The organism is Aeoliella straminimaris (assembly GCF_024054565.1).
In the GTDB taxonomy this organism is placed as follows: Bacteria; Planctomycetota; Planctomycetia; order Pirellulales; family Lacipirellulaceae; genus Aeoliella; species Aeoliella straminimaris.
The window spans coordinates 16,113-38,088 of the sequence record NZ_JAMXLR010000092.1 but is presented as its reverse complement, the minus strand read 5'-3'; the positions used below and the strand labels follow the sequence as shown (position 1 = coordinate 38,088).

20 protein-coding genes are annotated in these 21,976 nt (G+C 61.3%); 17 read left to right on the top strand and 3 right to left on the bottom strand.

Annotation, left to right across the window (positions count from 1 at the left end; genetic code table 11):
* Nucleotides 1-26: 26 nt before the first annotated feature.
* Genes NG895_RS26005 through flhA form a run of 3 tightly spaced genes read right to left on the bottom strand, consistent with a single transcriptional unit; the run spans nucleotide 27 to nucleotide 3,965 of the window.
* On the bottom strand, nucleotides 27-641 hold the full coding sequence (locus tag NG895_RS26005; RefSeq protein ID WP_252855482.1) for a hypothetical protein: 615 nt from the start codon (nucleotides 639-641) through the stop codon (nucleotides 27-29).
* 37 nt (nucleotides 642-678) lie between these two features.
* Nucleotides 679-1,827: a flagellar biosynthesis GTPase FlhF gene (gene flhF, locus NG895_RS26000; protein ID WP_252855481.1), complete on the bottom strand. Its 1,149-nt coding sequence runs from the start codon at nucleotides 1,825-1,827 to the stop codon at nucleotides 679-681.
* Between the two features lie 20 nt (nucleotides 1,828-1,847).
* The gene (gene flhA, locus NG895_RS25995; protein WP_252855480.1) at nucleotides 1,848-3,965 is read right to left on the bottom strand and encodes a flagellar biosynthesis protein FlhA; all 2,118 of its coding nucleotides are present in this window, start codon (nucleotides 3,963-3,965) and stop codon (nucleotides 1,848-1,850) included.
* Nucleotides 3,966-4,233: 268 nt separating this feature from the next.
* Here flhA and mdh point away from each other — a divergent pair, with 268 nt between their 5' ends.
* The 17 genes from mdh to NG895_RS25910 all read left to right on the top strand — a co-directional run bounded on the left by mdh (nucleotide 4,234) and on the right by NG895_RS25910 (nucleotide 21,957).
* Nucleotides 4,234-5,175, top strand: coding sequence for a malate dehydrogenase (mdh, locus tag NG895_RS25990; RefSeq protein WP_252855479.1), 942 nt, complete (start codon nucleotides 4,234-4,236; stop codon nucleotides 5,173-5,175).
* Nucleotides 5,176-5,566: 391 nt separating this feature from the next.
* Complete coding sequence (locus NG895_RS25985; protein ID WP_252855478.1) at nucleotides 5,567-6,313, top strand: alpha/beta hydrolase; 747 nt, start codon at nucleotides 5,567-5,569, stop codon at nucleotides 6,311-6,313.
* A gap of 206 nt (nucleotides 6,314-6,519) precedes the next feature.
* Nucleotides 6,520-8,976, top strand: a complete 2,457-nt coding sequence (locus tag NG895_RS30690; protein ID WP_252855477.1) for a tetratricopeptide repeat protein — start codon at nucleotides 6,520-6,522, stop codon at nucleotides 8,974-8,976.
* Nucleotides 8,977-9,016: 40 nt separating this feature from the next.
* On the top strand, nucleotides 9,017-9,508 hold the full coding sequence (locus NG895_RS25975) for a hypothetical protein (protein WP_252855476.1): 492 nt from the start codon (nucleotides 9,017-9,019) through the stop codon (nucleotides 9,506-9,508).
* A gap of 16 nt (nucleotides 9,509-9,524) precedes the next feature.
* Nucleotides 9,525-10,430: a sensor histidine kinase gene (locus NG895_RS25970; RefSeq protein ID WP_252855475.1), complete on the top strand. Its 906-nt coding sequence runs from the start codon at nucleotides 9,525-9,527 to the stop codon at nucleotides 10,428-10,430.
* Nucleotides 10,427-11,815, top strand: coding sequence for a sigma-54-dependent transcriptional regulator (locus NG895_RS25965; protein ID WP_252855474.1), 1,389 nt, complete (start codon nucleotides 10,427-10,429; stop codon nucleotides 11,813-11,815). The genes NG895_RS25970 and NG895_RS25965 overlap by 4 nt, the downstream gene beginning before the upstream one ends.
* 218 nt (nucleotides 11,816-12,033) lie before the next feature.
* Nucleotides 12,034-12,465 carry a flagellar basal body rod protein FlgB gene (flgB, locus tag NG895_RS25960; protein WP_252855473.1) on the top strand — a complete coding sequence of 144 codons (432 nt, stop codon included), beginning with the start codon at nucleotides 12,034-12,036 and terminating at the stop codon, nucleotides 12,463-12,465.
* Between the two features lie 41 nt (nucleotides 12,466-12,506).
* The gene (flgC, locus tag NG895_RS25955; protein WP_252855472.1) at nucleotides 12,507-12,917 is read left to right on the top strand and encodes a flagellar basal body rod protein FlgC; all 411 of its coding nucleotides are present in this window, start codon (nucleotides 12,507-12,509) and stop codon (nucleotides 12,915-12,917) included.
* Nucleotides 12,918-12,961: 44 nt separating this feature from the next.
* Nucleotides 12,962-13,261, top strand: a complete 300-nt coding sequence (fliE, locus tag NG895_RS25950) for a flagellar hook-basal body complex protein FliE (protein WP_252855471.1) — start codon at nucleotides 12,962-12,964, stop codon at nucleotides 13,259-13,261.
* Between the two features lie 113 nt (nucleotides 13,262-13,374).
* Nucleotides 13,375-14,949, top strand: coding sequence for a hypothetical protein (locus NG895_RS25945; protein WP_252855470.1), 1,575 nt, complete (start codon nucleotides 13,375-13,377; stop codon nucleotides 14,947-14,949).
* Nucleotides 14,950-15,038: 89 nt separating this feature from the next.
* Entirely contained in the window at nucleotides 15,039-16,343 is a 1,305-nt protein-coding gene (locus NG895_RS25940) for a FliG C-terminal domain-containing protein (RefSeq protein WP_252855469.1), read from the top strand.
* A 55-nt stretch (nucleotides 16,344-16,398) separates the two neighbouring features.
* Nucleotides 16,399-17,070: a FliH/SctL family protein gene (locus tag NG895_RS25935; protein ID WP_252855468.1), complete on the top strand. Its 672-nt coding sequence runs from the start codon at nucleotides 16,399-16,401 to the stop codon at nucleotides 17,068-17,070.
* Between the two features lie 12 nt (nucleotides 17,071-17,082).
* Complete coding sequence (locus tag NG895_RS25930) at nucleotides 17,083-18,432, top strand: FliI/YscN family ATPase (RefSeq protein WP_252855467.1); 1,350 nt, start codon at nucleotides 17,083-17,085, stop codon at nucleotides 18,430-18,432.
* Nucleotides 18,433-18,450: 18 nt separating this feature from the next.
* A complete protein-coding gene (locus NG895_RS25925; RefSeq protein WP_252855466.1) occupies nucleotides 18,451-18,906 on the top strand; it encodes a flagellar export protein FliJ in 456 nt (151 codons plus the stop codon).
* Between the two features lie 27 nt (nucleotides 18,907-18,933).
* Nucleotides 18,934-19,614: a hypothetical protein gene (locus NG895_RS25920; protein WP_252855465.1), complete on the top strand. Its 681-nt coding sequence runs from the start codon at nucleotides 18,934-18,936 to the stop codon at nucleotides 19,612-19,614.
* Nucleotides 19,615-19,644: 30 nt separating this feature from the next.
* The gene (locus NG895_RS25915) at nucleotides 19,645-21,159 is read left to right on the top strand and encodes a flagellar hook-length control protein FliK (RefSeq protein ID WP_252855464.1); all 1,515 of its coding nucleotides are present in this window, start codon (nucleotides 19,645-19,647) and stop codon (nucleotides 21,157-21,159) included.
* A gap of 36 nt (nucleotides 21,160-21,195) precedes the next feature.
* A complete protein-coding gene (locus tag NG895_RS25910; protein ID WP_252855463.1) occupies nucleotides 21,196-21,957 on the top strand; it encodes a flagellar hook capping FlgD N-terminal domain-containing protein in 762 nt (253 codons plus the stop codon).
* The last annotated feature ends 19 nt before the right edge of the window (nucleotides 21,958-21,976 follow it).

The window sequence follows — 21,976 nt, the reverse complement described above, 5'->3', positions numbered from 1 at the left end:
ACGGGACGTGCAAATGCGACAAGGGCTTATAGCCTGTATGGCTGATGCGCCGCAATAGGACTGTTAAGTTCACTGGTTGCTACCGGTGCCATCATCAATAGCCGCTCGACCAGCGTCGCGATAGCATCACGAGTCTTGCGCGATCGACCATCCAGCACCGTCTGCCCGGCCACACTGCTATGCAAGAAACGCTGGCAGGTCTGGGCAAGCCGGTCGGCCGCCAGATCGACTTCGGCGAGATGCTCTTCACACAGCACCACTAGTTCCATCGGTGGAAGCGGTGTGTGCTGGTGAGCCACCTTCAGCCGCTTGTAGCATTCCACTACCGACTCGTCGTCGTCGTGCACAACAACGATCAGTGCCGACGCGCGGCTCCATAGTTCGTGGTCGGCCAGCTGGTAGTCGCCAACGACCTGCACCAGTTGCCAGTCGATGGGGTCGGGCGGATTGGCAACCTGCGTGCTGGTTGCCAGGCGGAGGTTGCGGTCGGCACAGGCGTCGACCATGGCGCGATACACCTGCTGTGTGTCGGCTGCATCTACCGGCGAATACGCCATCAGCAACGGCGGCCCGGTGGCCACCGTGGCGGCATGCCGGACGGTACGGACCAATTGACGAAGTTTAGTGGCCTGATCGTCCATCGCGTGGATCTCGTAAGGATGTCCCCTGCCCTGGTTGTCAGCAAACGGCCGTGGCGTCAAGCATCATGTCGGCCAGCGTGCTCGAGTCGGCAACCGAAATGTCGTCGGGTACGTTCTGACCGGTAGTGATGTAGCTCACCGGTAGCGAACAGTCGCGCAACAGAGTAATCAGGTGCCCCAGGCTCATCGCCTCGTCCAACTTGGTCAACAGCAGCGACGTGGCGCCCACCTGGGCGAACTGCCGGGCCGTATTCACCAGACTCTTGGCTGCGGTTGTCGTGGAGAGCACCAGGTGCACTTCATCGGCATTGGCTTCGCCCAGCATCGACTTTAGCTCTTGAATCTGCACTTCGTCTTTGGGGCTCCGTCCCGCGGTGTCGAGCAGCACCAGGTCGAGCTCCGTCATGCGGGCCACTGCCTCGCGCATCTCGCGCGGCGTGGCGACCACTTCCATCGGCAGGTCGATGATATCGGCATAGGTCCGCAGTTGCTCCACGGCGGCCACGCGATAGGTGTCGACGGTGATCAGACCCACACGCTGCTTGTCACGCAGGCGATAGTTGGCCGCCAGCTTGGCGATAGTGGTTGTCTTGCCAACGCCCGTTGGCCCCACCAGCGCCACCAGACGACGCGTGCCGGGTGTCAGTTGGATGGGGCCGGCCGCGGTGATTTGCCGCTCGATCAAGTCGCGTACCAGTCGTCCGCCACCGGATGCGTGTTCTTCGCTTCCAGCGGCCGACAGTTGGTCGATTAGTTCGCGAGCGGTTGCCTCGTCGACATCGGCTTCGATCAAATCGGTGTAAGCTTCGAACAACCCAGGGGGCATTTCGCCGGTCCGCGACTCGGCGCGGGTGGAGCAAAGCTGCTCGACCATCGAATGCAGGCTGCCGATCTGGGTAGCCAGTTCTGCGTCGAGGTTAGCCCGATACTGGGCCCGAAAGTCGATATCCTCATGCACGGCCGGAATGACCTGCTGGGCGCGGTTCGATGGTTCGACTTCCACGGCAGCGGGCGCCGGTGCACCGGGCGAGGCGACCACCTCGACCTGCCGGCCGGCGACCAGGCGACTCAAAAGGCCGCGGTTCAATTCGCGAGTATGCACCACCGAAGCGTCGTTGCCGAACTCGCGACGCACCAGCTCGAGTGCCTGTTGCAGTGTTTTCGCTCGAAACGATTTGAGTTCCATGTTCGTCGAGACCAGTGGTGTTACGATTGTTTAGGTTGCTGCGGCATCGCGTCCGTCACCAATCCATGGGTGACGACCATCGTGTCGCGGGTGATTTCGTTGAAGCTCAGTACCACAAGTTGCGGCAGGTGCGATTCGGTAAGCTGTTTGACCGCCGCGCGAATCTGCGGGCTGACCAGCACAACGGGAGAGTGATTCTCGGTAAGCAGTTTCTCAATCTCCAACTTGATCCGTCCGCAGGTGGCTTCCACCGCCTGGGGCGACATGCGAACAAACAGCCCTCGCTCGTTGTGTTCGGAGCCCGCTCGGATGCGATCTTCCACCGCCGGGTCGAGAGCCACGACATGCAGCTGATTTTCCGAATCGCGATAGCGGGTGCAGATCTGGCGAGCGAGTCGGTGCCGTACGTATTCGGTTAGCAGGATGGGGTCCTTCGACCGCGGAGCGTAGTCGCCCAGCGTTTCGAGAATGAGCGCCAGCTGGCGGATGGAGATCTGCTCGCGAAGCAACATCTGAAGAATGGTCTGTACTTCGGCAAGCGACATCGTGCCGGGTACGAGCTCGTCGACCACCGTGGGCGAGACGTTCTTCAGTTCGTCGATCAGGTGTTTCGTGGCGTCGCGCGTTAGAATCTCGTCGGCATGGCGCCGGCAAACTTCCGTCAAGTGCGTGGCCAGCACGGCGGCCGGCTCGACCACTGTGTAGCCGTAAAGCTCGGCTTGGTCCTGCAGGCCAGGTTGAATCCAGCGAGCATCGGTGCCGAATGCGGGATCCTTGGTATCGATGCCATCCACCTGGCCGGTTGTCATGCCCGAGTCGATGGCCAGCAGCAGCCCTGGTTCGATGGTGGACTGCTCGATCGGCATGTCGGCGATCTTGATGCGATAGTCGTTCTGGTCGAGCCGCATGTTGTCGCGGATGCGGACCTTGGGCATCACCAGGCCGATCTCAGCTGCCACGTTGTTGCGTACGCGTCCGACCCGATCCAGCAAGTCGCCACCGCGATTCGGATCGGCCAGGCGAATCAATCCCACGCCCAGTTCGATCTCCATGGGGTCGACGGCCAGGTAGTCTTCGACGCGTTCTTCCTTTTTCTCGATGTCGCTGGCGTGTTGCGCCTCGGCCTCTTCGGCCTGCTTGGCCTTCTCGCGCTTGTTGAGCATCTGCGATATGCCCAAACAGGCCGCGCCAAGCCCCAACAGCGGAATCCGCGGCAAGCTGGTGAAGACCAGCACCCCCAGGAAACCACCTGCCACGGCCATGGCTTGGGGCCGCGAGAAGAGCTGATCGAGGAACTGCTGCGGCATGTTCGTATTTTGCGTGCTCCGCGTCACGAGCAAGCCGGCCGCCAACGAGATAAGGAACGCGGGAACTTGGCTCACCAGACCGTCACCAATGGTGAGGCGAGTGAATAGGCTGCCGGCCTCAGAGAGCGACATATGGAGTTCGGCGATGCCGATCACCAGACCACCCACAATGTTGATCACGGTGATCACAATGCCGGCAATCGCATCGCCGCGGACAAACTTACTGGCACCATCCATGGCCCCGTAGAAGTCGGCCTGCTGCGTGATTTCTTCGCGGCGCCGCTGAGCTTCCTTTTCGTCGATGATGCCGGCATTCAGGTCGGCGTCGATAGCCATCTGCTTGCCCGGCATGCCATCAAGGGCAAACCGCGCGGCTACTTCGCTGATGCGGGTGGCACCCTTGGTGATGACCACGAACTGAATGACGACAATGATAATGAAGATGATCAGGCCGACGACGATCTTCCCGTCGCCGCCTCCACCGGCGACAAAATCGGCGAACGCGTTAATCACACCGCCGGCGGCCTCGAGCTTGTCGGTGCCCGCGCGAGTTAGAATCAATCGCGTCGTGGCCACGTTCAGCACCAATCGGGCGAGCGTAGTGGCCAGCAGCAGCGAAGGAAAGATGTTGAAATCGAGCGGCGTGCGGACATAGATAGTCGTCAGCAATACAATCACCGCAATGGTGATGTTGCCGGCCAGCAGCACGTCCATCAGCGCCGGCGGCAACGGCACCATGATCACCAGCACGCTAGCTATAAAAGCCAGCGGCAGGATAAGTTCCTGGCCTCGTCGAAGCCAGGGCACGATGGAAGGTGGAAGGAATGCCATGAACGGATGTCGATGATTGCGTACGCACTGGCTGACGGCGAGAAATGCCATCAGCAAGGCGGCAGACGTTAGTGAATCGCCAGCCGTGTGTCCAGATCGGCCTGATTGGCATCGTGTGCGGAGCTGCACATCGAGTGCGCGTATATATTTCGCGGGTCAGAGAGGCTACTTGCAGGGTGGGCCGCTGGCGCAGATACTCACTTGTAGATCGGCAAGCAGCCATTGCTAGCCAGCAGTTCGAGTTTCAGGGAGTTGGAGGATAGGGCAAATGCGTCGAGCGAAGATCACGATTGTCGGAGCAGGAAACGTGGGCGCCACTTGTGCACATTGGTGCGCTGCAGCCGAACTAGGCGACATTGTTCTGCTCGATATTCCCCAAGCAGGCGATATGCCCAAGGGCAAGGCCCTGGACCTGATGCAGTCGTCGCCCATTTTTGGTTTCGACTCCACCGTGATCGGGACCAGCGATTACGCCGAAACGGCCGGTAGCGACGTGGTGGTGATCACCGCTGGCCTGCCTCGCAAGCCAGGCATGAGCCGCGACGATCTGCTAGCAACCAACGCCAAAATCATGACGGCCGTGTGCGAGGAGGTGAAGACCACCAGCCCCGAGGCCGTGATCATCGTGGTGAGCAACCCGCTGGACGCCATGGTGCAACGTGCCCTGCAGGTGACAGGCTTCCCACCGCAGCGCGTGATTGGTCAAGCTGGTGTACTGGATACCGCTCGCTACCGCACATTCCTGGCCATGGAGCTGGGTGTCAGCGTCGAAGACATTTGTGCCCTGCTGATGGGTGGTCACGGCGACACGATGGTCCCACTGCCCAGTTGCACCACGGTTGGTGGCATTCCGGTCACTCAACTCATCGAGCCGGCACGGCTGGAAGAGATTGTCGACCGCACCCGCAAAGGTGGTGCCGAGATTGTTGGTTTGTTGAAGACCGGCAGTGCCTATTACGCTCCGGCCGGTGCTACGGCCCAAATGGTCGAAGCCATCGTTCGCGACAAGAAGCGTCTGCTCCCCTGTGCAGCCTACTGCGACAAGGAGTATGGCGTCGGCGGCTACTACGTAGGTGTACCGGTCGTGCTTGGCACTGGTGGCGTGGAGCGCATTGTCGAATTGAAATTGACCGATTCGGAATCGGCCGCGTTCCAAAACAGTGTAGCCGCGGTGAAAGAACTGGTCAGCGCGATGGCCAAGTTGGTCTGATATCGCGTGCCGCAGCCGCTCGAAACGCCTGCTAGCAATGCGACTTTCGAGCCGGCGTTGACACTATGTGGGCAGTTCGATTAGAGTCGTGTACGTCGTGCAAGATGGCTTTGCTTGTGGACCGATCATCTTGCTCGACCGAAGCAACCATTTTGCATTCGAGGCGGTGGGACTAAAGCACCAGGCCTGTGGAGGACTGGACGAGAGGATCGAACCCACAATTAGCCAACCTATCATGTGTGTCGCCACACAGCTGCTTCCCCAGTTTTGCGAAGGGTGAAGCATCGCTTCCCAATCTGCCCTACTGGGAGCGAGCATGGCTGGTGTGCGATCCCCACACACGTTTATCGCGTGTTGCTTTCCCCCATTAGCACCGTCGAGAATCTCTATCATGCATCGCCTTGCCGGTCACGCTGCAAGCAAACATCCCTGGAATAAAATTGTCCCCACACCGCCGGAAAGCGGTCTCGGGACCACCTTGATCAAGTCTCGGGTGCGATCGGCCTTCGAAGCCCCGGTCGCGACTTTCCTGCCACTCAACTACGAAGCGGGCTACGCCTATCCGCTGGTGGTCTGGATGCACGAAGCCGGTGGCAATGAACGCCACCTGCCGCAGATCATGCAGCACCTGAGTACGCAAAACTTTGTGGCCGTTGCCCCCCGCGGATCGCATGAAAGCCATCACTCTTCGCGCGGCTATCGCTGGGTGCAGCAACCCGGCGGGATCAGCGCGGCGGACAATGCCGTATGCGAAGCGGTGCAACTGGCGCAAGCGCAGTTCAATATCAACGCCGACCGAGTTTACCTGGTTGGTCACGGCGAAGGAGGCACCATGGCCATGCGGCTCGGCATGCAGTCGCCCGAGCAATTCGCCGGCGTGGCCTCAATCAATGGCCGTCTGCCGCGGCGGCACAGCGTGCTGCGGAATGTAAATCGGCTTCGTTCGATGCCGTTTTTCGTTGCCTCTTCACGCGAATTCGAAGGATATCCCGAGCCGACCGTCTGCAGCGACCTGCGAATGCTGCACACCGCGGGCTGTGGCGTTTCGCTGCGGCAGTATCCCGGCGGCGACGACCTGACCACCTGCATGCTAGCAGATGTCAACCGCTGGATCATGGATCAGGTATGCGGCTGCTAATTATTCTACGCCCCAAGAGCCACCGCCGTACTACAGCGTGTGGCTCTTTTTTTGCGCGCATCGCCCCTTCCCTCTTTCGACGCTAGCGTCCAGTTTGCATTGACGCTAATGGGCGAGTCTTGTAGAAGCCGCGTGGACGAACTTGCGCGAGTACCGGTCCGCCACCGGCTCGCGTCTGCCGTTCTACCTGAGCCAAGGATGGCAACGTGGCAGACGACAACACCAACAAACCGAGCAACGAACCGGCGCCGACTGGGCGACCCTCGCTCGCCGATCGGCTTCATGCCGTCCGCGATTGGGCAAGCGCCAATCGCCTGCGCACGGCGTGCGTATCGGCCGGTTTGCTCACACTGGTGGTGGCTACCGTGGCCACCTGGCTGTACCTGGCGGCCCTGACCGTTTCTTCCAGCATTCCCACGCTGGAACAGGCCTTGGAAGCCTACGACTCCGGCGAGTACGAAGAAGCCCGCCTGAACGTGGTGCAGCTGACCGAATCGGGCACCCTGGGTGCGGATGAACTTGGCGGACCGCTCTTCGTAATGGGCGCGGTGAAGGCCGCCGAGGCAGAGCAACAATGGTCGCCGGTACTGCGACAAAGCCAGTTCATGATTGCGGCCAAGTACTTGCAGGAAGCCAAGTCCGCAGGATTTCCCCTCGGGCGCGAGCAACAAGGCAGTGCGCTGTTGGGACGCGCGCTCATCGAGAGTGGCGACAACCCGGCCGGCCTCGAAGTGCTCGAAGAATCGCTGAAGATCGAGGGGGCCGATCATTCGAGTCTGCATCTCACGCTGGCATCGGCCTACATGCTGGCCGACCCACCCGAGTACATCAAAGCACTGGAGCATCTTGATACAGCGTTGGAAGACGTCGAGTTGACGGGCGAAGCGCGCGTCGAGGCGCTGCTGGACCGCGTGAACGCCTTGGCCAAACTGGCCCGCTTCAACGAAGCCCGCGCCACCCTGCAAGCGATACCGGACGACGAAATCACCGACAGCCAAGTGGCAATCGCCACCGGCCGAATCGACATCGACGAACTCCGTCGCCAGTTGGGAAAACAAATGGGCGACGATTCCGGCCCCACCCATCTGATCGACGCCGTGCGCGCTTCGATCCAAAAGCTCAAAGCCATCTCGCCCGCCGATCCGTCGGCCGAAGAAGCGATGTATCTGGCCGGCGTGGCCCACGGCCTCGTGGGGGACACGAACCATGCCATTCGACAATTCGAACGGGTTCGCAAGCTCTTCAATGCCACTTCAGCCGGCATCGCGGCCTCGGTAGTGGAGGGCGACCTGTATCGAGAGCAGAAGCGAGACAACGTTCAAGCACTGACCGCCTATCGCCGCAGCCTGTCGGTGCTCGACACGCCGAGTGCCTATCGCAATCAGTACCTGCCTCTGCCCGAACTCCGCCAACGAATGCTCGCAGCCCATAGCGACTTCCTGGCCCAGGACGACTTTCCCGCTGCGATGACGCTGGTCGAACAACTCGAAGCCTTGCTGGGCAAGCCACGACAGACCGAATTGATGGCCGAGACCAACTCCGATTGGGGCCGCTACCTGCTGCAGCAGGCCCAGGACGCGGCCAGCAACGCGGCCAGCCTGCGGCGAGACGGGCGACTCCGCCTGCGCAAAGCGGGTGTCGAGTACGAAGAGCTTTCCAAACGCTACTTTGCCACTCCTGAATACACGAGGGCCATATGGAGTAGCGCCGATTGCTACCTCGAGGGACAAAGTTACGCGAGCGTGATCCGCATGCTCAACGAGTACCTGCGTTACGAACCAGTGCAACGCAACGCCCTGGCGCTGCTGCGGCTGGGACAAGCGCATCTCGCCCGCGGGGATTCCACTGAAGGCGTCTTCGCCCTGGAAGAATGCATCGAGCTGCACCCCCAGGATGCGGCCGTATTCAGCGCCCGGCTCGACTGTGCCAAGGCCTACCGCGACGAAGGCAGGACTCGCGATGCCGAGCAACTGCTGCTGGCCAACCTGCATAGCAGCGGTTTGACTCCACAAAGTGCCGAGTGGCGTAATTCGCTGTTTGAGCTGGGGCGGTTGCTGCACGACGAAGGAGAGTTCGACGAGGCCATCGACCGCCTGGCCGAAGCCATCGAACGCGACATCGACCCCGACAAGGCCCGGTTGGCCAACTACCTGATTGCCGAGTCGTTTCGTCGAGCTGCCCAACAACCGCTGACCGAGCTCGAACAGGCGAAAACAGCCAACGAACGCGAGAGCAGCACGCGAGATGTGCAGGGTTATCTGAATCAAGCGCTCCACCACTACGAACAAGTCCGCACTTCGATCGCCAACAGCAACTCGGTCACCCCGCTCGATCGGGCGATGCTGCGAAACTGCTACATGTTCAAGGGATCGGCCCTGTTCGATCTGGGCCGCGTGGAACGCTCGCCCGAGCGCTTCAAGGCGGCCATCGACGAATACTCCAATGTATCGACCCTGTACCAGAATGAACCGTTCGTGCTGGAAACTTTCGTCCAGATCGCCAACTGCCAGCGTCGACTTCAGGAACCCGTGAAAGCGAAGCTGAACATCGATCAGGCGCTGCAATTGTTGGCACAACTACCGCCGGACGCCGACTTCCTGGCCACTACGAACTTCACACGCAGCCAATGGGAGCTGATGTTGACCGAAATGCGCAAATGGTGACCTCCTGAACTCGGCCGCCCTTCACTCGAATCCAAAAACGATGTCTTCCCTCGCCACCGACAACCTGGCTCAACTCATTCGCAAGAAGCATCAGGTGCTGCTGCAGCTTCGCGACATTGGTCTGCGCCAGCAGCAAGCCGTAGAGGCCAAGGCCACTTCCACGGTGCTGCAATTGCTAGGGGCCAAGCAACACCTGATCGCCGCCCTGCAGATGGTGGAGCGAAACCTGCGACCTTTCCAAGCGGAAGATCCTGAGTCGCGGACCTGGCGCAACGCCGAAGAACGCGCCGCGTGTGCACGCCAACAAGCCGAATGCCAGCAGTTGCTTACCGAAGTGATGCAACTGGAACGTGATCAGGAAGCCAAAATGGTCGAGCGCCGCGATCAGGTTGCCGCCCAGCTTCGTCGTGCCAACTCGGCCCATCAGGCCGCCAGTGCCTACTCGCAACACCGTACACCCCATAGCCACGCGCCGATCTCGGCACCTACGGCCCCCCCGTCGCATCTCGACCTGTCGACCGGAGGACGCTGAGACAAGCTCGACCGCCATGACCAAACCCACGGACAATTCGACACCGCAAGAACCGCCACAACTGCGATTGTTCACCGAGCCTGCCAGCGGTGAACTGTCGGCGGATGCGGACCTGGAAACGTTGCTCGACGCGTGGAATCACGCGACCGAACGATTGGAGAGAACTCATGCCATGCTGCACGCCGAGGTGGCGCGGCTGAGTGACGAGCTGGAACGCAAGAACCGAGAACTGGCTCGTAAAAATCGTCTGGCCGACCTGGGCCAGATGGCCTCGCACGTGGCCCACGAGGTGAAAAACAACCTGGTGCCCGTAACGCTAAACCTGAGCTTGCTTCGCCGGCGCCTGAAAGGCGACGCCGGGGCGCTCGACACCCTTTCCCAAGTCGAGGCAGGGTTCCAATCCCTGGATGCTACCGTGAACGATCTACTGAGCTTCACCGCCCATCGTCAGCCCCAGCCCAGTGACTTCCTCGTGGGAGCCCTGGTTGAGGAAGTGATTGAGTCGATCGCCCCGCAGCTCGAAGCACAGGCCGTGGACGTCGACATCGACGTGCCGCCGAACTCGGCCTTAAGTGGCGACCGGGAGATGATCCGCCGCGCCGTCCTGAATCTGGTGCTCAACGCCCTGGACGCCATGCCCGACGGCGGCGACCTGGTGATCACCTCCTACGAAGGGGCGGACGCCCTGGAACTCGAGATTGCAGACAGCGGCCCCGGCGTGCCCGAACAGTTCCGCCGCAAGCTGTTCGAGCCGTTCTTTACTACCAAGGGTACTGGCACCGGTTTGGGGCTGGCCATCGTCGAGCACATCGCCCAGGCACATGGCGGGTCGGTCGCGGTGTCGAACTGCCCCGAGGGCGGTGCTGCGTTCACCTTGCGATTTCCACGGCTGGGCCGTGGCACTCTGGGGGTGGCTGCATGAGTTCTGGCAAATCCTCCTCTCGTATCCTGGTGGTCGACGATCATCCGCGCTCGCGCGAGTCGGTGGCCGCCGCGTTGCGCGCTTCGGACTACGAGGTGCATGCCGCGGCAAGTGCCGTGGAAGGACTCGCCTACCTGCGAAGCCACGCCTGCGACGTGGTGATCACCGATCTGCAGATGCCGGGTATGGACGGGCTGGAGTTCATTCGCGAAATCGCTCGCCTCGGACTGCCGACCGAAGTGCTGATGATCACAGCACACGCCAGCATCGCGACGGCCGTCGAAGCCATGCGGTACGGCGCGTTTGACTACCTGGAAAAGCCGTTCGACATCGAACGACTTGAGAACGCCGTGGCCAGTGCCTGTGCGCATCGTGATGTGAAAGCCACCGACGATGACAGCGCCAACGAAACCGAACGCGTGATCGTCGGCAACAGTCCGGCCATCCAGGCGCTGCGCAAGCAAGTAGCACTGATTGGGCGAACCGACGAAACCGTGCTCATCTGCGGCGAGAGTGGCACCGGCAAGGAACTGGTGGCCCGAGCCCTGCACGACGCCAGCGGACGGCGGGGCCAGCAGATGGTGAGCCTGAACTGCCCTGTACTGTCAGAGCAACTGACCGAGAGCGAACTGTTCGGCCATCGCCGGGGGGCTTTCACCGGCGCCGAAGCCGATCGCGTAGGACGCTTCGAACTGGCACAAGGCGGCACCCTGCTGCTGGACGAAATCACCGAGATCAACCTGGGACTGCAGGCAAAGCTGCTGCGGGTGCTGCAGGAACGAACCTTCGAACCGGTGGGCGCAAGTACCAGCATCGAAGCCGATGTTCGCGTGCTGGCTTCCACCAACCGCAACCTGCAGGAAGAAGTCGAACGCGGAGCCTTTCGAGAGGACCTGTATTACCGACTCAACGTTGTGCCCATCGAAGTACCTCCTTTGCGTCACCGCTGCGAGGACGTGCCGCAACTGGTGCGTCACTTCCTGGCGCAAGCCAACCAGCGATTGGGTGGCCCCGAGCGGTGCGTTGCCGACGATGCCCTGCAGGTGCTGGTGGAGTACGACTGGCCAGGCAACGTTCGCGAACTGCAAAACGTGGTGACGCGGGCCTGCGTGCTGGCCGAGGGCGACACCATCGCAGCCTCGCTAATTCGCCCCTGGTTGGGTGCGGCTGCCGCCAGCGATCCGGCTCCCTGCGAGCCGACCACCGAACAAGATGTCACGCTGGCCGAGATGGAACGCCAGGTGATCCTCGCCACGCTGAAGCGTCACGATGGACACCGCGCCCGCACGGCCGAAGCTCTGGGCATCGGACTAAGAACACTGAGCGGCAAGCTGCGAAGCTATGGAGTCGCTCCGCGAGAGAAACACCTGCAGGATGTGGCTTAGCGGTTGCTAGCGGCAAGAACTGCCGATTCCAATCGGCAACAACTGCCGGCAAACTGCGAAAACCACGTCTGCCTGGCAAACCGCATTGCGGTTTGGCAAGAGAGTTAAAACACGGAATTGAACGAAGTTACCATTCCCCGCGCGTGTCGCCTGGCGATTTGCCGCGCGACTGGCACGGGGGTTGCAAATCTGCGCCGAACCACCAACGAGGACGTTCGATGTTTCCTTCGATGCTGAATCACACAACGCTGCCGGTGCTAGAACAGGCAGTCGCGTTCACCGAATCGCGGCATGGTGTGTTGGCAGGCAACATTGCGAATATCGACACTCCCGGCTACAAGACACGCGACTTATCTCCGGATCTGTTCCAAGACAGCCTGAGACGGGCGATCGAGCAACGGGACAAGCGTCCTGCGACCGAGATTTCGCCTGGCGTACTGACTCCGCGCGAGGAATCGCGTCGCCTGGACGACTTTGCGGCGGTGAAGGATTCGATGAAGCACATACTGTATCACGACGAGAGCGACGTGAGCCTGGAATCGCAGGTAACCGAACTGGCAAAGAACCAAAACATGCATAACATGGCGGTCAGTTTGATGACCCAACAAATCCGTTTGCTCGAGGTAGCCATATCCGAACGGGTGGCGTAGATACCTTTGAGTTCGACCATAACCTAGCGAGACGTTAGACAATGTTCAGCAGTTTCGATATCAGCACGAGTGGCCTGGTGGCACAGCGGACGCGGCTGAATGCCATCTCGTCGAACCTGGCCAATATGTCGACCACGCGCAACGAACTGGGACAGCCCATTCCGTACTCGCCGCGGTACGTAACGTTTCAAACCGACAGCGACATTCACTCGCCCGGTGGTGGTGCCGGCGTACAAGTAGGTAGTGTCGAGATCTCGACCAAACCACCGCAGATGAAATACCAACCAGGTCACCCCGATGCCGACAGCCGTGGCTACGTGGCCTACCCCAACGTGAACATGACCACCGAGATGGTGGACGCGATGCAGGCGACTCGCGCGTACGAAGCCAATGTTGGTGTGCTCGAGATCAGCAAGGACATGAGTCGTCAAACACTAAGGATCATCGCCTAAAGCGACTCCTGAAGCCCTCCGCCCTCCCCTCCCCCCTCACAGCCATGAACAACATCAGCTCGATAGCCTCTACCACATCGATGCCCCGCATGCCGGCCATGAAGCCGGTGGGTGGTGGCGATTCGACGTCGTTCAAGGACATGCTGGTCAACTCCATCAAGGAAGTGAACACCATGCAGGCCGACGCCGACAAGGCGGTCGAGGCGATGTTCACCGGCGAGGACGTGAATGCGGCCGAGGTGCTGACGGCGGTACAAAAGGCCGACTTGGCATTTCGACTGACCATGCAGATGAGAAACAAGGCCATGGACGTCTACCGCGAAATCCGCGACATCCGCATTTGATCGAATCGTAACAAGCACTGGCGGGCTGAAAGGAATTCGGCCCGCACCACTCGCTCCACGGACGGAACACAGTGAACAAATTTGCTGCTCAAATCCGAGAACTCTTCGAGTCCATGACTCCCGGTGCACGAATCACCGCCGGGCTTCTATTGGTGGTGGCCGTGGTGAGCCTCGCTTTCTTGTTCAAGTCGTCGGCCACAGGCCCCGATGCCTACCTGTTTGGCGGCGCGGTCTTCTCGCAACAAGAAATCACCAACATGGAAGCCGCCATGGCCGAAGCCGGCCTGTCGGGCTGGGACGACTCGGGCAATCGCCTGCGTGTCCCCAGCGCGATCAAGACCGACTGCATTGCCGCCATCGCGAGCGCTGGCGCACTGCCCGCCAACTTCTCGTCGTTCATGGACGACGCTCTGACCGACTCGGGCGTGATGGAACCGCGTCGCAAATGGGATTTCCGCACTAACAACGCCCGCGAGAAGCAGCTCTCGCTGATTGTGTCGAAGATGGACTGGGTGGAGAGTGCCCAGGTGATGGTCGACATTCAGGAGCGCCGCGGCTTCAACAGGCGCAACGACGCCTCGGCCAGTGTGTTCATCACCCCCAGGCCGGGTGAGATGGTCGACACAATGCGCCTCCGCAACATCCAAAAGCTGGTTGCTGGCCCTTTCACCGATATGGTGGCCGACAGCGTTCAGGTCTCGACTTCCACAGGCGAGATCGGCGGCTTCGGTGAACCGCTTTACGACGATCCCTACCTGCAAGCGCGGGAAGAAGTGCAGAAGAGCTACCGCAGCCGCCTGATGGAGTTGCTCAACTTCATTCCCAACGTCCGCGTCCAAGTTAGCGCAAACCTCGACAACCGGACGTCAAGCACCGTCACCAAGACGACTCCCGGTGAACCCAAAGCGGTACGTTCGGAGTCGGAGATGGAAACAGAAGAGTCGACCCAGAACGACATGGGAGGGCAGATTGGCCTGGTTGCCCAGGGCCCCGCGCGGCGCGGCACCGAAGAAGCCCTGAATCGCAGCAACACCAAAAGGTTCGTGCGCGAAAAATCGACCGACGAGAACGCACTGGGCTTCACCCAGGAAGTGGAAGACTTCGTGGGCTTCAAGCCAAAAGAGCTGTACGCGTCGATTGCGGTGCCGCGCGATTATGTGACCGATACCTGGCAGCAGAACAATCCCGACAAGTCCCCGGGCGACCTGACGGACACCGACCTGAAGGCCATGGAGACCGACGTCAAGCTGCGCATCGAACGCCTGGTGAAGAACATCCTACCGCGGCTGTCGTTGGGCGAAGACGAATACAAGCAGGTGGAAGTGATCTTCATCGATTCGATCAAGCGAGCCGCTCCACTCGAACCTTCCATCGCCGACACCGCTTTGGCCTGGACGGGGCAGTATTGGGGCACCCTGTCGATGATTGGGCTGGCTGGCGTCAGCTTGCTGCTGTTGCGTTCGGCCATCAAACCAAGCGATGGAAGCGACGGAGGTAACTCAAAACTCGAGCTCGACTTTGGCAACGACGAAAAGGTGGCCGGTACAGACGAAGAAGAAGAACAGCTACGCCCCAAGCTCCGCATCAAGAAGGGCGAATCGTTGAAGGAAGACCTCAGCGAAATGGTGCGCGAAGATCCCGATGCCGCCGCCAACATCCTGAGGGCTTGGATCAATCACGCCGGTTGAGGAACTTCATTAATGCTGCGCACCTGCCAATTGCAACTGAATCGCCCGAATAAACAAAGCACTACCCACTTCGCCTGCACCGGTCACCCATGACAAGCTCTCTGAATCCTTCCTTGCGAAAAGCGGCGATCCTGCTCCGCAGCCTTGATGCGGAGTCGGCTACTGCGTTGCTATCGCAACTCTCGGCCGAGGAAGCCCGCGCCGTGCGCGAGGCCATGAAGAATCTGGGCGAGCTCGATCCGCTGGAGCAACAGGAGCTGCGAGAAGAGTTGCGTGCTCCCCGTGCCAAGGCGTACGACGATTTCGACCGAGGTGGTGTAGAGCTCGACTTCTCCAGCTCGGCCATCGAGCCGGCAGAGGTCGATCCACTTCCAACAGCCATTCCCCCCATGCCTGCGGCCGTTGCCGAAGTAAGCAACAAGCCGTTCGCGTGGCTGGAAGGGGGCGATTTGCCCTCCCTGTCGGCCATCCTGGAACGCGAACACCTGTCGACGGTGGCCGTGGTGCTTTCGCATCTGTCGCCCGACCTGGCCAGCCAGGTGCTGGACGCCCTGCCCTCCAGCCGGCGCGCGGCGGCGCTGGAGCGTCTCGCCGACCTGGGCGAATCGGATCGCGATTGCCTGGAGGTGATCGAACGACAACTGGCCGACTGGATTGCGGTGCAGAAAGCCGAGCGGCAGCGGCGTGCCGATCGACTGCAGTCCATCCAAGCCATCCTGAGTCACTCGGCGGGAACGATCTGCGAATCGGTCATGGCCGAGATCGCTCGCCACGACAAGTCGCTGGCCGAAGAAATCGGCCCTGTGCGGTCGGTGAACCGGGCGAAGCAAGCGATGCGGATGGTCGAACGTACGTTGGGCGAACAGGCCGAAGGATTGCGGCAGAGTCCCAGCCCGCGGCTACCGGAGTTTAACCGCCCCACGGTGGTGATGAGCACTGTGCAGCCCTACCACCACGAATCCGAACGCCCTGAGGCTCGCTCCGTGGAGCGCCGATCCATGGAATCGGCCCCGCCAGTGTCGCCAGTACAGGAAACCAAGCCGACCCCACCACCGACCAAAGTGGTGGAGACGCAGCCTGCCGTGGTTCCGCCTGCGGCGGTGCCGAAGATCGATTATCCGTTCGAACGCATCACGCAACTGAATCAGCGGCAACTGGCCGAGCTGTTTAGTCACTGCGACTCGGAAACCGTGGTGAAAGCGCTGGCCGGTGCGACGCAGGAGGTTTCGCGGCACGTCGAGCGGTTGCTGCCGAAGAGCGTGGTCCGCGAGCTCAATCGCCGGATGCATACCTTGTCGTCGGTCCGCTTGTCGGAGTTGAGCGACGCCCAGTCACTAATGGCCCAGACGGCGGCGCGGTTGTATGCCGAACGTTCGGGCTCGTTCGCCGCCTGACGCCACCGAGAGTCTTCCCCACGGTATCGCCACCACCACACATAGAACAACAGCCTTGGCCACTATTATCAAACGCGGTTCGCAAACAGAGCATCCCAGCAGCCCGGGGGTGTATCCGATTGCATTTAGTTTTGAGACTCTTGAAGGTCGCGCCGACGAGTACCTGCAGAGCGTACGCCGCGAAGCCGCGAAGATCGTACAGCAAGCACACGCCGAAGCCGAACAGGTTCGTCGCAACGCCGAGAAGGCGGGGCGAGTTGCCGCCGAGCAGGCGGCCGAACGACTACTGGACGAAAAAGTGAACTCTCACATGCGAACACTATTGCCGGCGCTCGAAAGCGTGGCCCACCAGTTGGCCGACGCTCGTGGCAAGTGGCTCAGCGAATGGGAAGCTGCGGCCGTGCACCTGGCAGCCCGCATGGCGGAACGCATCCTGCGGCATGAGCTCGACAAGGAACCGCAAGCGCCGCTGGGTTTGATTAAGGAATCGCTGGAACTGGCCTCCGGCAGCGCCAACATAACGATTCACCTCAGCCCGCAAGACTGCAAACACCTGAGCTCCGCTTCGAGCGAGATTGTCGAGAGCCTGAAGCAACTGGCCCCGGCCAAGATCATGGCCGACGCCTCGGTATCGCCGGGCGGCTGTGTGGTGCGGACTGAATTTGGCGAGATTGACCAACGCATCGAGTCGCAACTCGCCCGCCTGGAAGAAGAACTCACGAGCTAGACCGCCAAGAACATGTACTTTTACCTCAACACGCTCGACCGCGCATTGCCCACTCGCCTGGTGGGTAGCGTCATGGAAACCAGCGGCGGGACGGCCGCCGTGGCCGATTTTCCGGCTCCGGTTGGATCGGTAGTCGTCATCGAACGCAGCAGTGGCGGACACGTCCGGGCGGAGGTTATCGGCTTTCGCGAAAACCGCACCATTGTGTTCCCCTACGAAAGCCTGGTAGGCATTCGTCGCGGCGCACAAGTACGGCTGGTCGCCACGCTGCGACATGTGCGCATCGGCGACGCGTTGCTGGGTCGCGTGATCAATGCCCATGGCCGCTGTGTGGATGGTCGCCCTCAACCAATGCTGACTGAACGCACGCTGGTCGAGCAGGATCCACCACCTCCGGCGGAGCGCCCTCGCATCGACGAAACGTTCGCCACGGGAATCCGCGCCGTCGATAGCATGCTGCGGTGCGGACGCGGGCAGCGGATGGGTGTGTTTGCGGGCGCCGGAGTCGGCAAGAGCGTGCTACTAGGCATGCTGACCCGCTACACCGAGGCCGACGTGAACGTCATCGCCCTGGTGGGCGAGCGTGGCCGGGAACTCAACGACTTCATCGAACGCGACCTCGGCCCCGAAGGACTGGCCCGCAGTGTGATTGTCTGCGCCACCAGCAACGAACCGGCCGTCTCGCGAGTACAAGCGGCCCACACCGCGACGGCCATCGCCGAACACTATCGCGATAAGGGCAAGAACGTCCTGCTGTTGATCGACTCGGTCACGCGGTTCGCCACGGCGCTGCGCGAGATTGGCCTGGCGGCGGGCGAGCCTCCCGCCACGCGTGGTTTTCCCCCTTCGGTATTCGCCACGCTGCCCAAGCTGGTGGAACGCGCCGGCCGCAACCGGCATGGCAGCATCACGGCGTTCTACTCGGTGCTGGTGGAAGGCGACGATCGGGCCGATCCGGTGGCCGACACCATGCAAGGTCTACTGGACGGCCATCTTTGGCTCTCGCGATCGCTGGCTTCCAGTGGACACTACCCGGCGATCGACGTGCTGGAGAGCATAAGCCGCTTGATGAACGACATCTCGACGCCCGAAGTCGTGGCGGCCGCAGCGACCATTCGCAAGCTGATGGCCGTCTATCGCGACAACGAAGATCTGATTTCGGTGGGAGCGTATCGGCGGGGATCGAACAAAGCGATCGACGCCGCCATCGACATGCGCGAAGCCATCGCCGCGGTGCTGCAACAATCGCCCGACGAGGAGTGCCGCCTTGAAGACTCCACCGAACTGCTGCTGGCCCTGGCTGCCCGCGCACAAGCCATCCTGAGCGGCCCCGCACCCACACCGGCACCAACCGCCGCCTGAACCTCGTAAGTCACCTTTATGGCCAAATACCGTTCCAACCTCGCGGCCCTGCACCGCATCCGCTCGTTTGCTCGCGACGCGCAGCAAGCCCGAGTGGCCGATGCGCTGCGTGCCGAGGCGGCGGTCGACGAGCAGGCCAGTGCCGTGGCCCTGGAATTAAGCGACGCCAAGCAGCACCAGCGAACCGTGCGGGCCGAGGGTCTGGACGTCCGGCAATTGCTCGACAGCGAACGCTACGAGTTGGTGCTCAAGTCCCAAGCCGCGAGCCTCGCCAAGCAGCAGGAAGCGATTGCCGCGGAACTCGAACGCCGCCGTGCCGACCTGGCGGCGGCCGAGCAGCAAGTACGCGTCGTGGAGAAGATTGACCAGCGGCGCAAGAAACAGTTCGATCGTGCCGAGCAAGTCCGCGAACAGAAACTGATGGACGAAATTGCCACCCAACAGTTCCTGCGACGTCGCCAGCAGCTGCGATAACCACATCACTTTCACCACAGCTCAACCATGCGAGCCCTATTTTCCATCGTTGGCTACGTGTCGACGGCAACTTTGATTGCCGCCGCGTTGGGGTTGTTGTACCTGTGGAACACGCACTTGCTGACCAATGAAAAGATGTTTCACATTCTTGCCTTGATGCACGACATCGACCTGGAGGAGATTGCCGAAGAATCTAAGGTCGGCGAAGTCGAAGTGCCTCGCGAAGAGGCTTCGATGGCCGACATGTCGATGATGCGTGAGATCAAGCTGCGCGACTACGAAGTGAGAATGCACGCCTTGAAAGTCGGCACGCAGGAGTTCGAACGGAGCTTTCGCGACATCAACGAAGGACGTCAGCGGTACGACCAGATGGCCAACGAACTGCAACAGCGCTTGCACCAACAGAAACAACTGGCGTCCGAAGAAAATCTGGCGGCAGTGGTCAGCCAGCTGCAGTCGATTCGGCCCACAGAGGCCAAGAAGCTGCTGCTGCAGTTCCTGGAAGAACCTGGTGGCGAGCGCGACGTCATCGTGCTGATGAAGGAAATGCAGCCCAGCCGACTGCAGAAGATCCTCAGTCAGTTCAAAACCGATGAAGAGCTCGAACAGTACCACAAGCTGTTGCAGTTGATGCTGGACGGTTATCCGGAAGGACCCGAAATCGAAAACATGCTGGATCGACTTCGAATTCCCGAAGACGAAGATTAACCATCGGCGTGCTCGACGAGCACCGAAACCATGCCTACGACACCCATCAACGTGTTCACCATTGTCGCCGCGCCGGCCGCCCCCGGCAGCAAGCCGACTGCTGCGCGGTCCAACTTCGTCGACTCGCTGCAAGTGGCGGTGCAAGATAGCGAAACGACTCCCCCCCCACGGGCCGAGGAGTCAACCCAAAGCCAGCGGCAAGACGAGTCCGACGCCGATAGCAACACTGTCGAAGCCCAGCAGCATTCGGCCGACGACGACAACCGGGCCGAGAACACCGAAGCGACTCAGCGCGAAGGCGATTCGGACAGCGAACAGGAAAGCGCGGAGGCCCCGGATGCCGAAGACACATTGGTGGTCTCGAACGCCGCCGCCGAGCAAATTGCCGTGGAAGAAGCGACCGCCCAGCAACTGGATGGTGAGTTCAACAAGGTAGAGGTGGCGGGCGTACTGCCGGACGCCGACAACGAGCAGCCGTCGGACCCCGAACTGGCGCGAAACGTAGCGACTACCGAGGACGCCCCCTCTTCGACAACCACCCCAGGCGAGGGCCTGCTGGCGGAAACCGAAGCCGCCGCCGACCAGCAAGGCGAGGGCCAGCCAGTCCAGGCACAGGCACAAACCGCCACGACCGGCGAGGGCGATGAATCCAGCGACAACTCCGCACCGGTTCAAGTCGCCACGAATGAGTCGTCCGACACTGGTGAACGTTCCGTGGGCGATCCGGCGAACATTGCCGACCAGGACCCCACCACGCCGCAAAAGACAGCCGTCCAAGCGACCGCCACCACCGCTGCGGTGGACAAACCGGCACCCCCCACCGATGGGCCAGCCAAACGCGAAGATGGCAACAAGCGCGGCGAACCCCAGCCGGTCGAAGCCGTCCAGCCATCGCCCGAGCGTCCGCCCGAAGTGGAAACCGAAACACGGCAAGACCTGTCCGGCGAACGCGATGCGGACGCAGGTCAGGCAGAAACGCGCGAGAAACCGGCACCGAATTCATCGAGTTTCAATTCGATCCTCGAGCGAGCCACTGGCCCGGCCGCGCGACGGGGCAACGAGACGGAACAAACGCAGAACTCCGCGCCGCAGGTCGATCCACAGCGGTTCGTATCGCGGGTGAGTCGCGCTTTTCAAGCCGCCGAACAACGTGGTGGCAACGTGCAACTACGCCTGAGCCCTCCCGAACTCGGGTCGCTGCGAATCGAGCTGAAAATGCACGACGGCGCCCTGCAGGCCAAGCTGGAGACCGAAACGGCCGCGGCCAAGAATGTGCTGCTGGACAACCTGCCCGCGCTGCGCGACCGGTTGGCCGCCCAGGAGATACGAGTCGACAAGTTTGAAGTGGATGTGCGTCAGCAAAACTCCGGCGGACAGCCCGACTGGCAGGCCCAACAGGACCAACAAAACAACCAGCAACACCGCGGTGGGCGGGCAGTACGTTCGACATTGAACTCCACCCGCACCTCTGGAGACGTGGCCCCTGCCACGCCCACTGGTGGGGCCCAAAACAACCACGATGGTCAATTCAGCGCCGTGGCGTAGCCCGGCAGCCGACGATCGCTTACGCAAGGATTCGCGATGAGCCAAGTATCCTCCACCACCAATTCCCCCCAGTCCAACCGGTCGTCGAGCACCGCCAGCGCCTTGAATGACCTGGACCTCGACTCGTTTCTGGACTTGATGATTGCCGAACTGCAAAACCAGGATCCGCTGAACCCGCTGGAGAACGACGAACTCCTGGCGCAGATCAGCCAGATTCGCGAAGTGGGTGCTACCGACCGACTGACCGAGACACTCGACTCGGTGCTGTTGGGCCAGAATATCTCGAGCGCCACGAACCTGATCGGCGCCGACGTCGTGGCGCTGACGGCCGATGGCGAGCGGGTGACCGGCAACGTGCGGCGAGTATCGATCGATGGCGGACAGCCCAAGCTCGACTTGGCCGTGGGTCCGGTGGCCACAGCAAGCGAAGGCGAAGGTCAGGTGGACGAAGGCAAGTACACCTACGAAGTGGTGTGGGATGGCGCCGACGACACCGAGTACAGCTTCGAAGTTTCGGTCAACACCGAATCACTCAGCGAATTCAATGGCTCCATCCAGGTGAACAACTTGCCGGAGACGAGTGGTCCAAAACGCGTTTACCGCACTGACAACACTGGTACTGGCGAACGCCGACTCGTGGGCACGATCCAGAGTGGTAGTACGTCGACGTTCACCGACTCGATGGCTTCCAGCGCGCGGGGCTCGGTGCTGAGCACGACGCCACAGCAGCTAAGCGTTGCCAACCGCGTGACAGTCACCTTGAATAACGTGGCTCAAATCGAACCACCTGGCGAATAGCCCCCTTCCCCGCCATTTC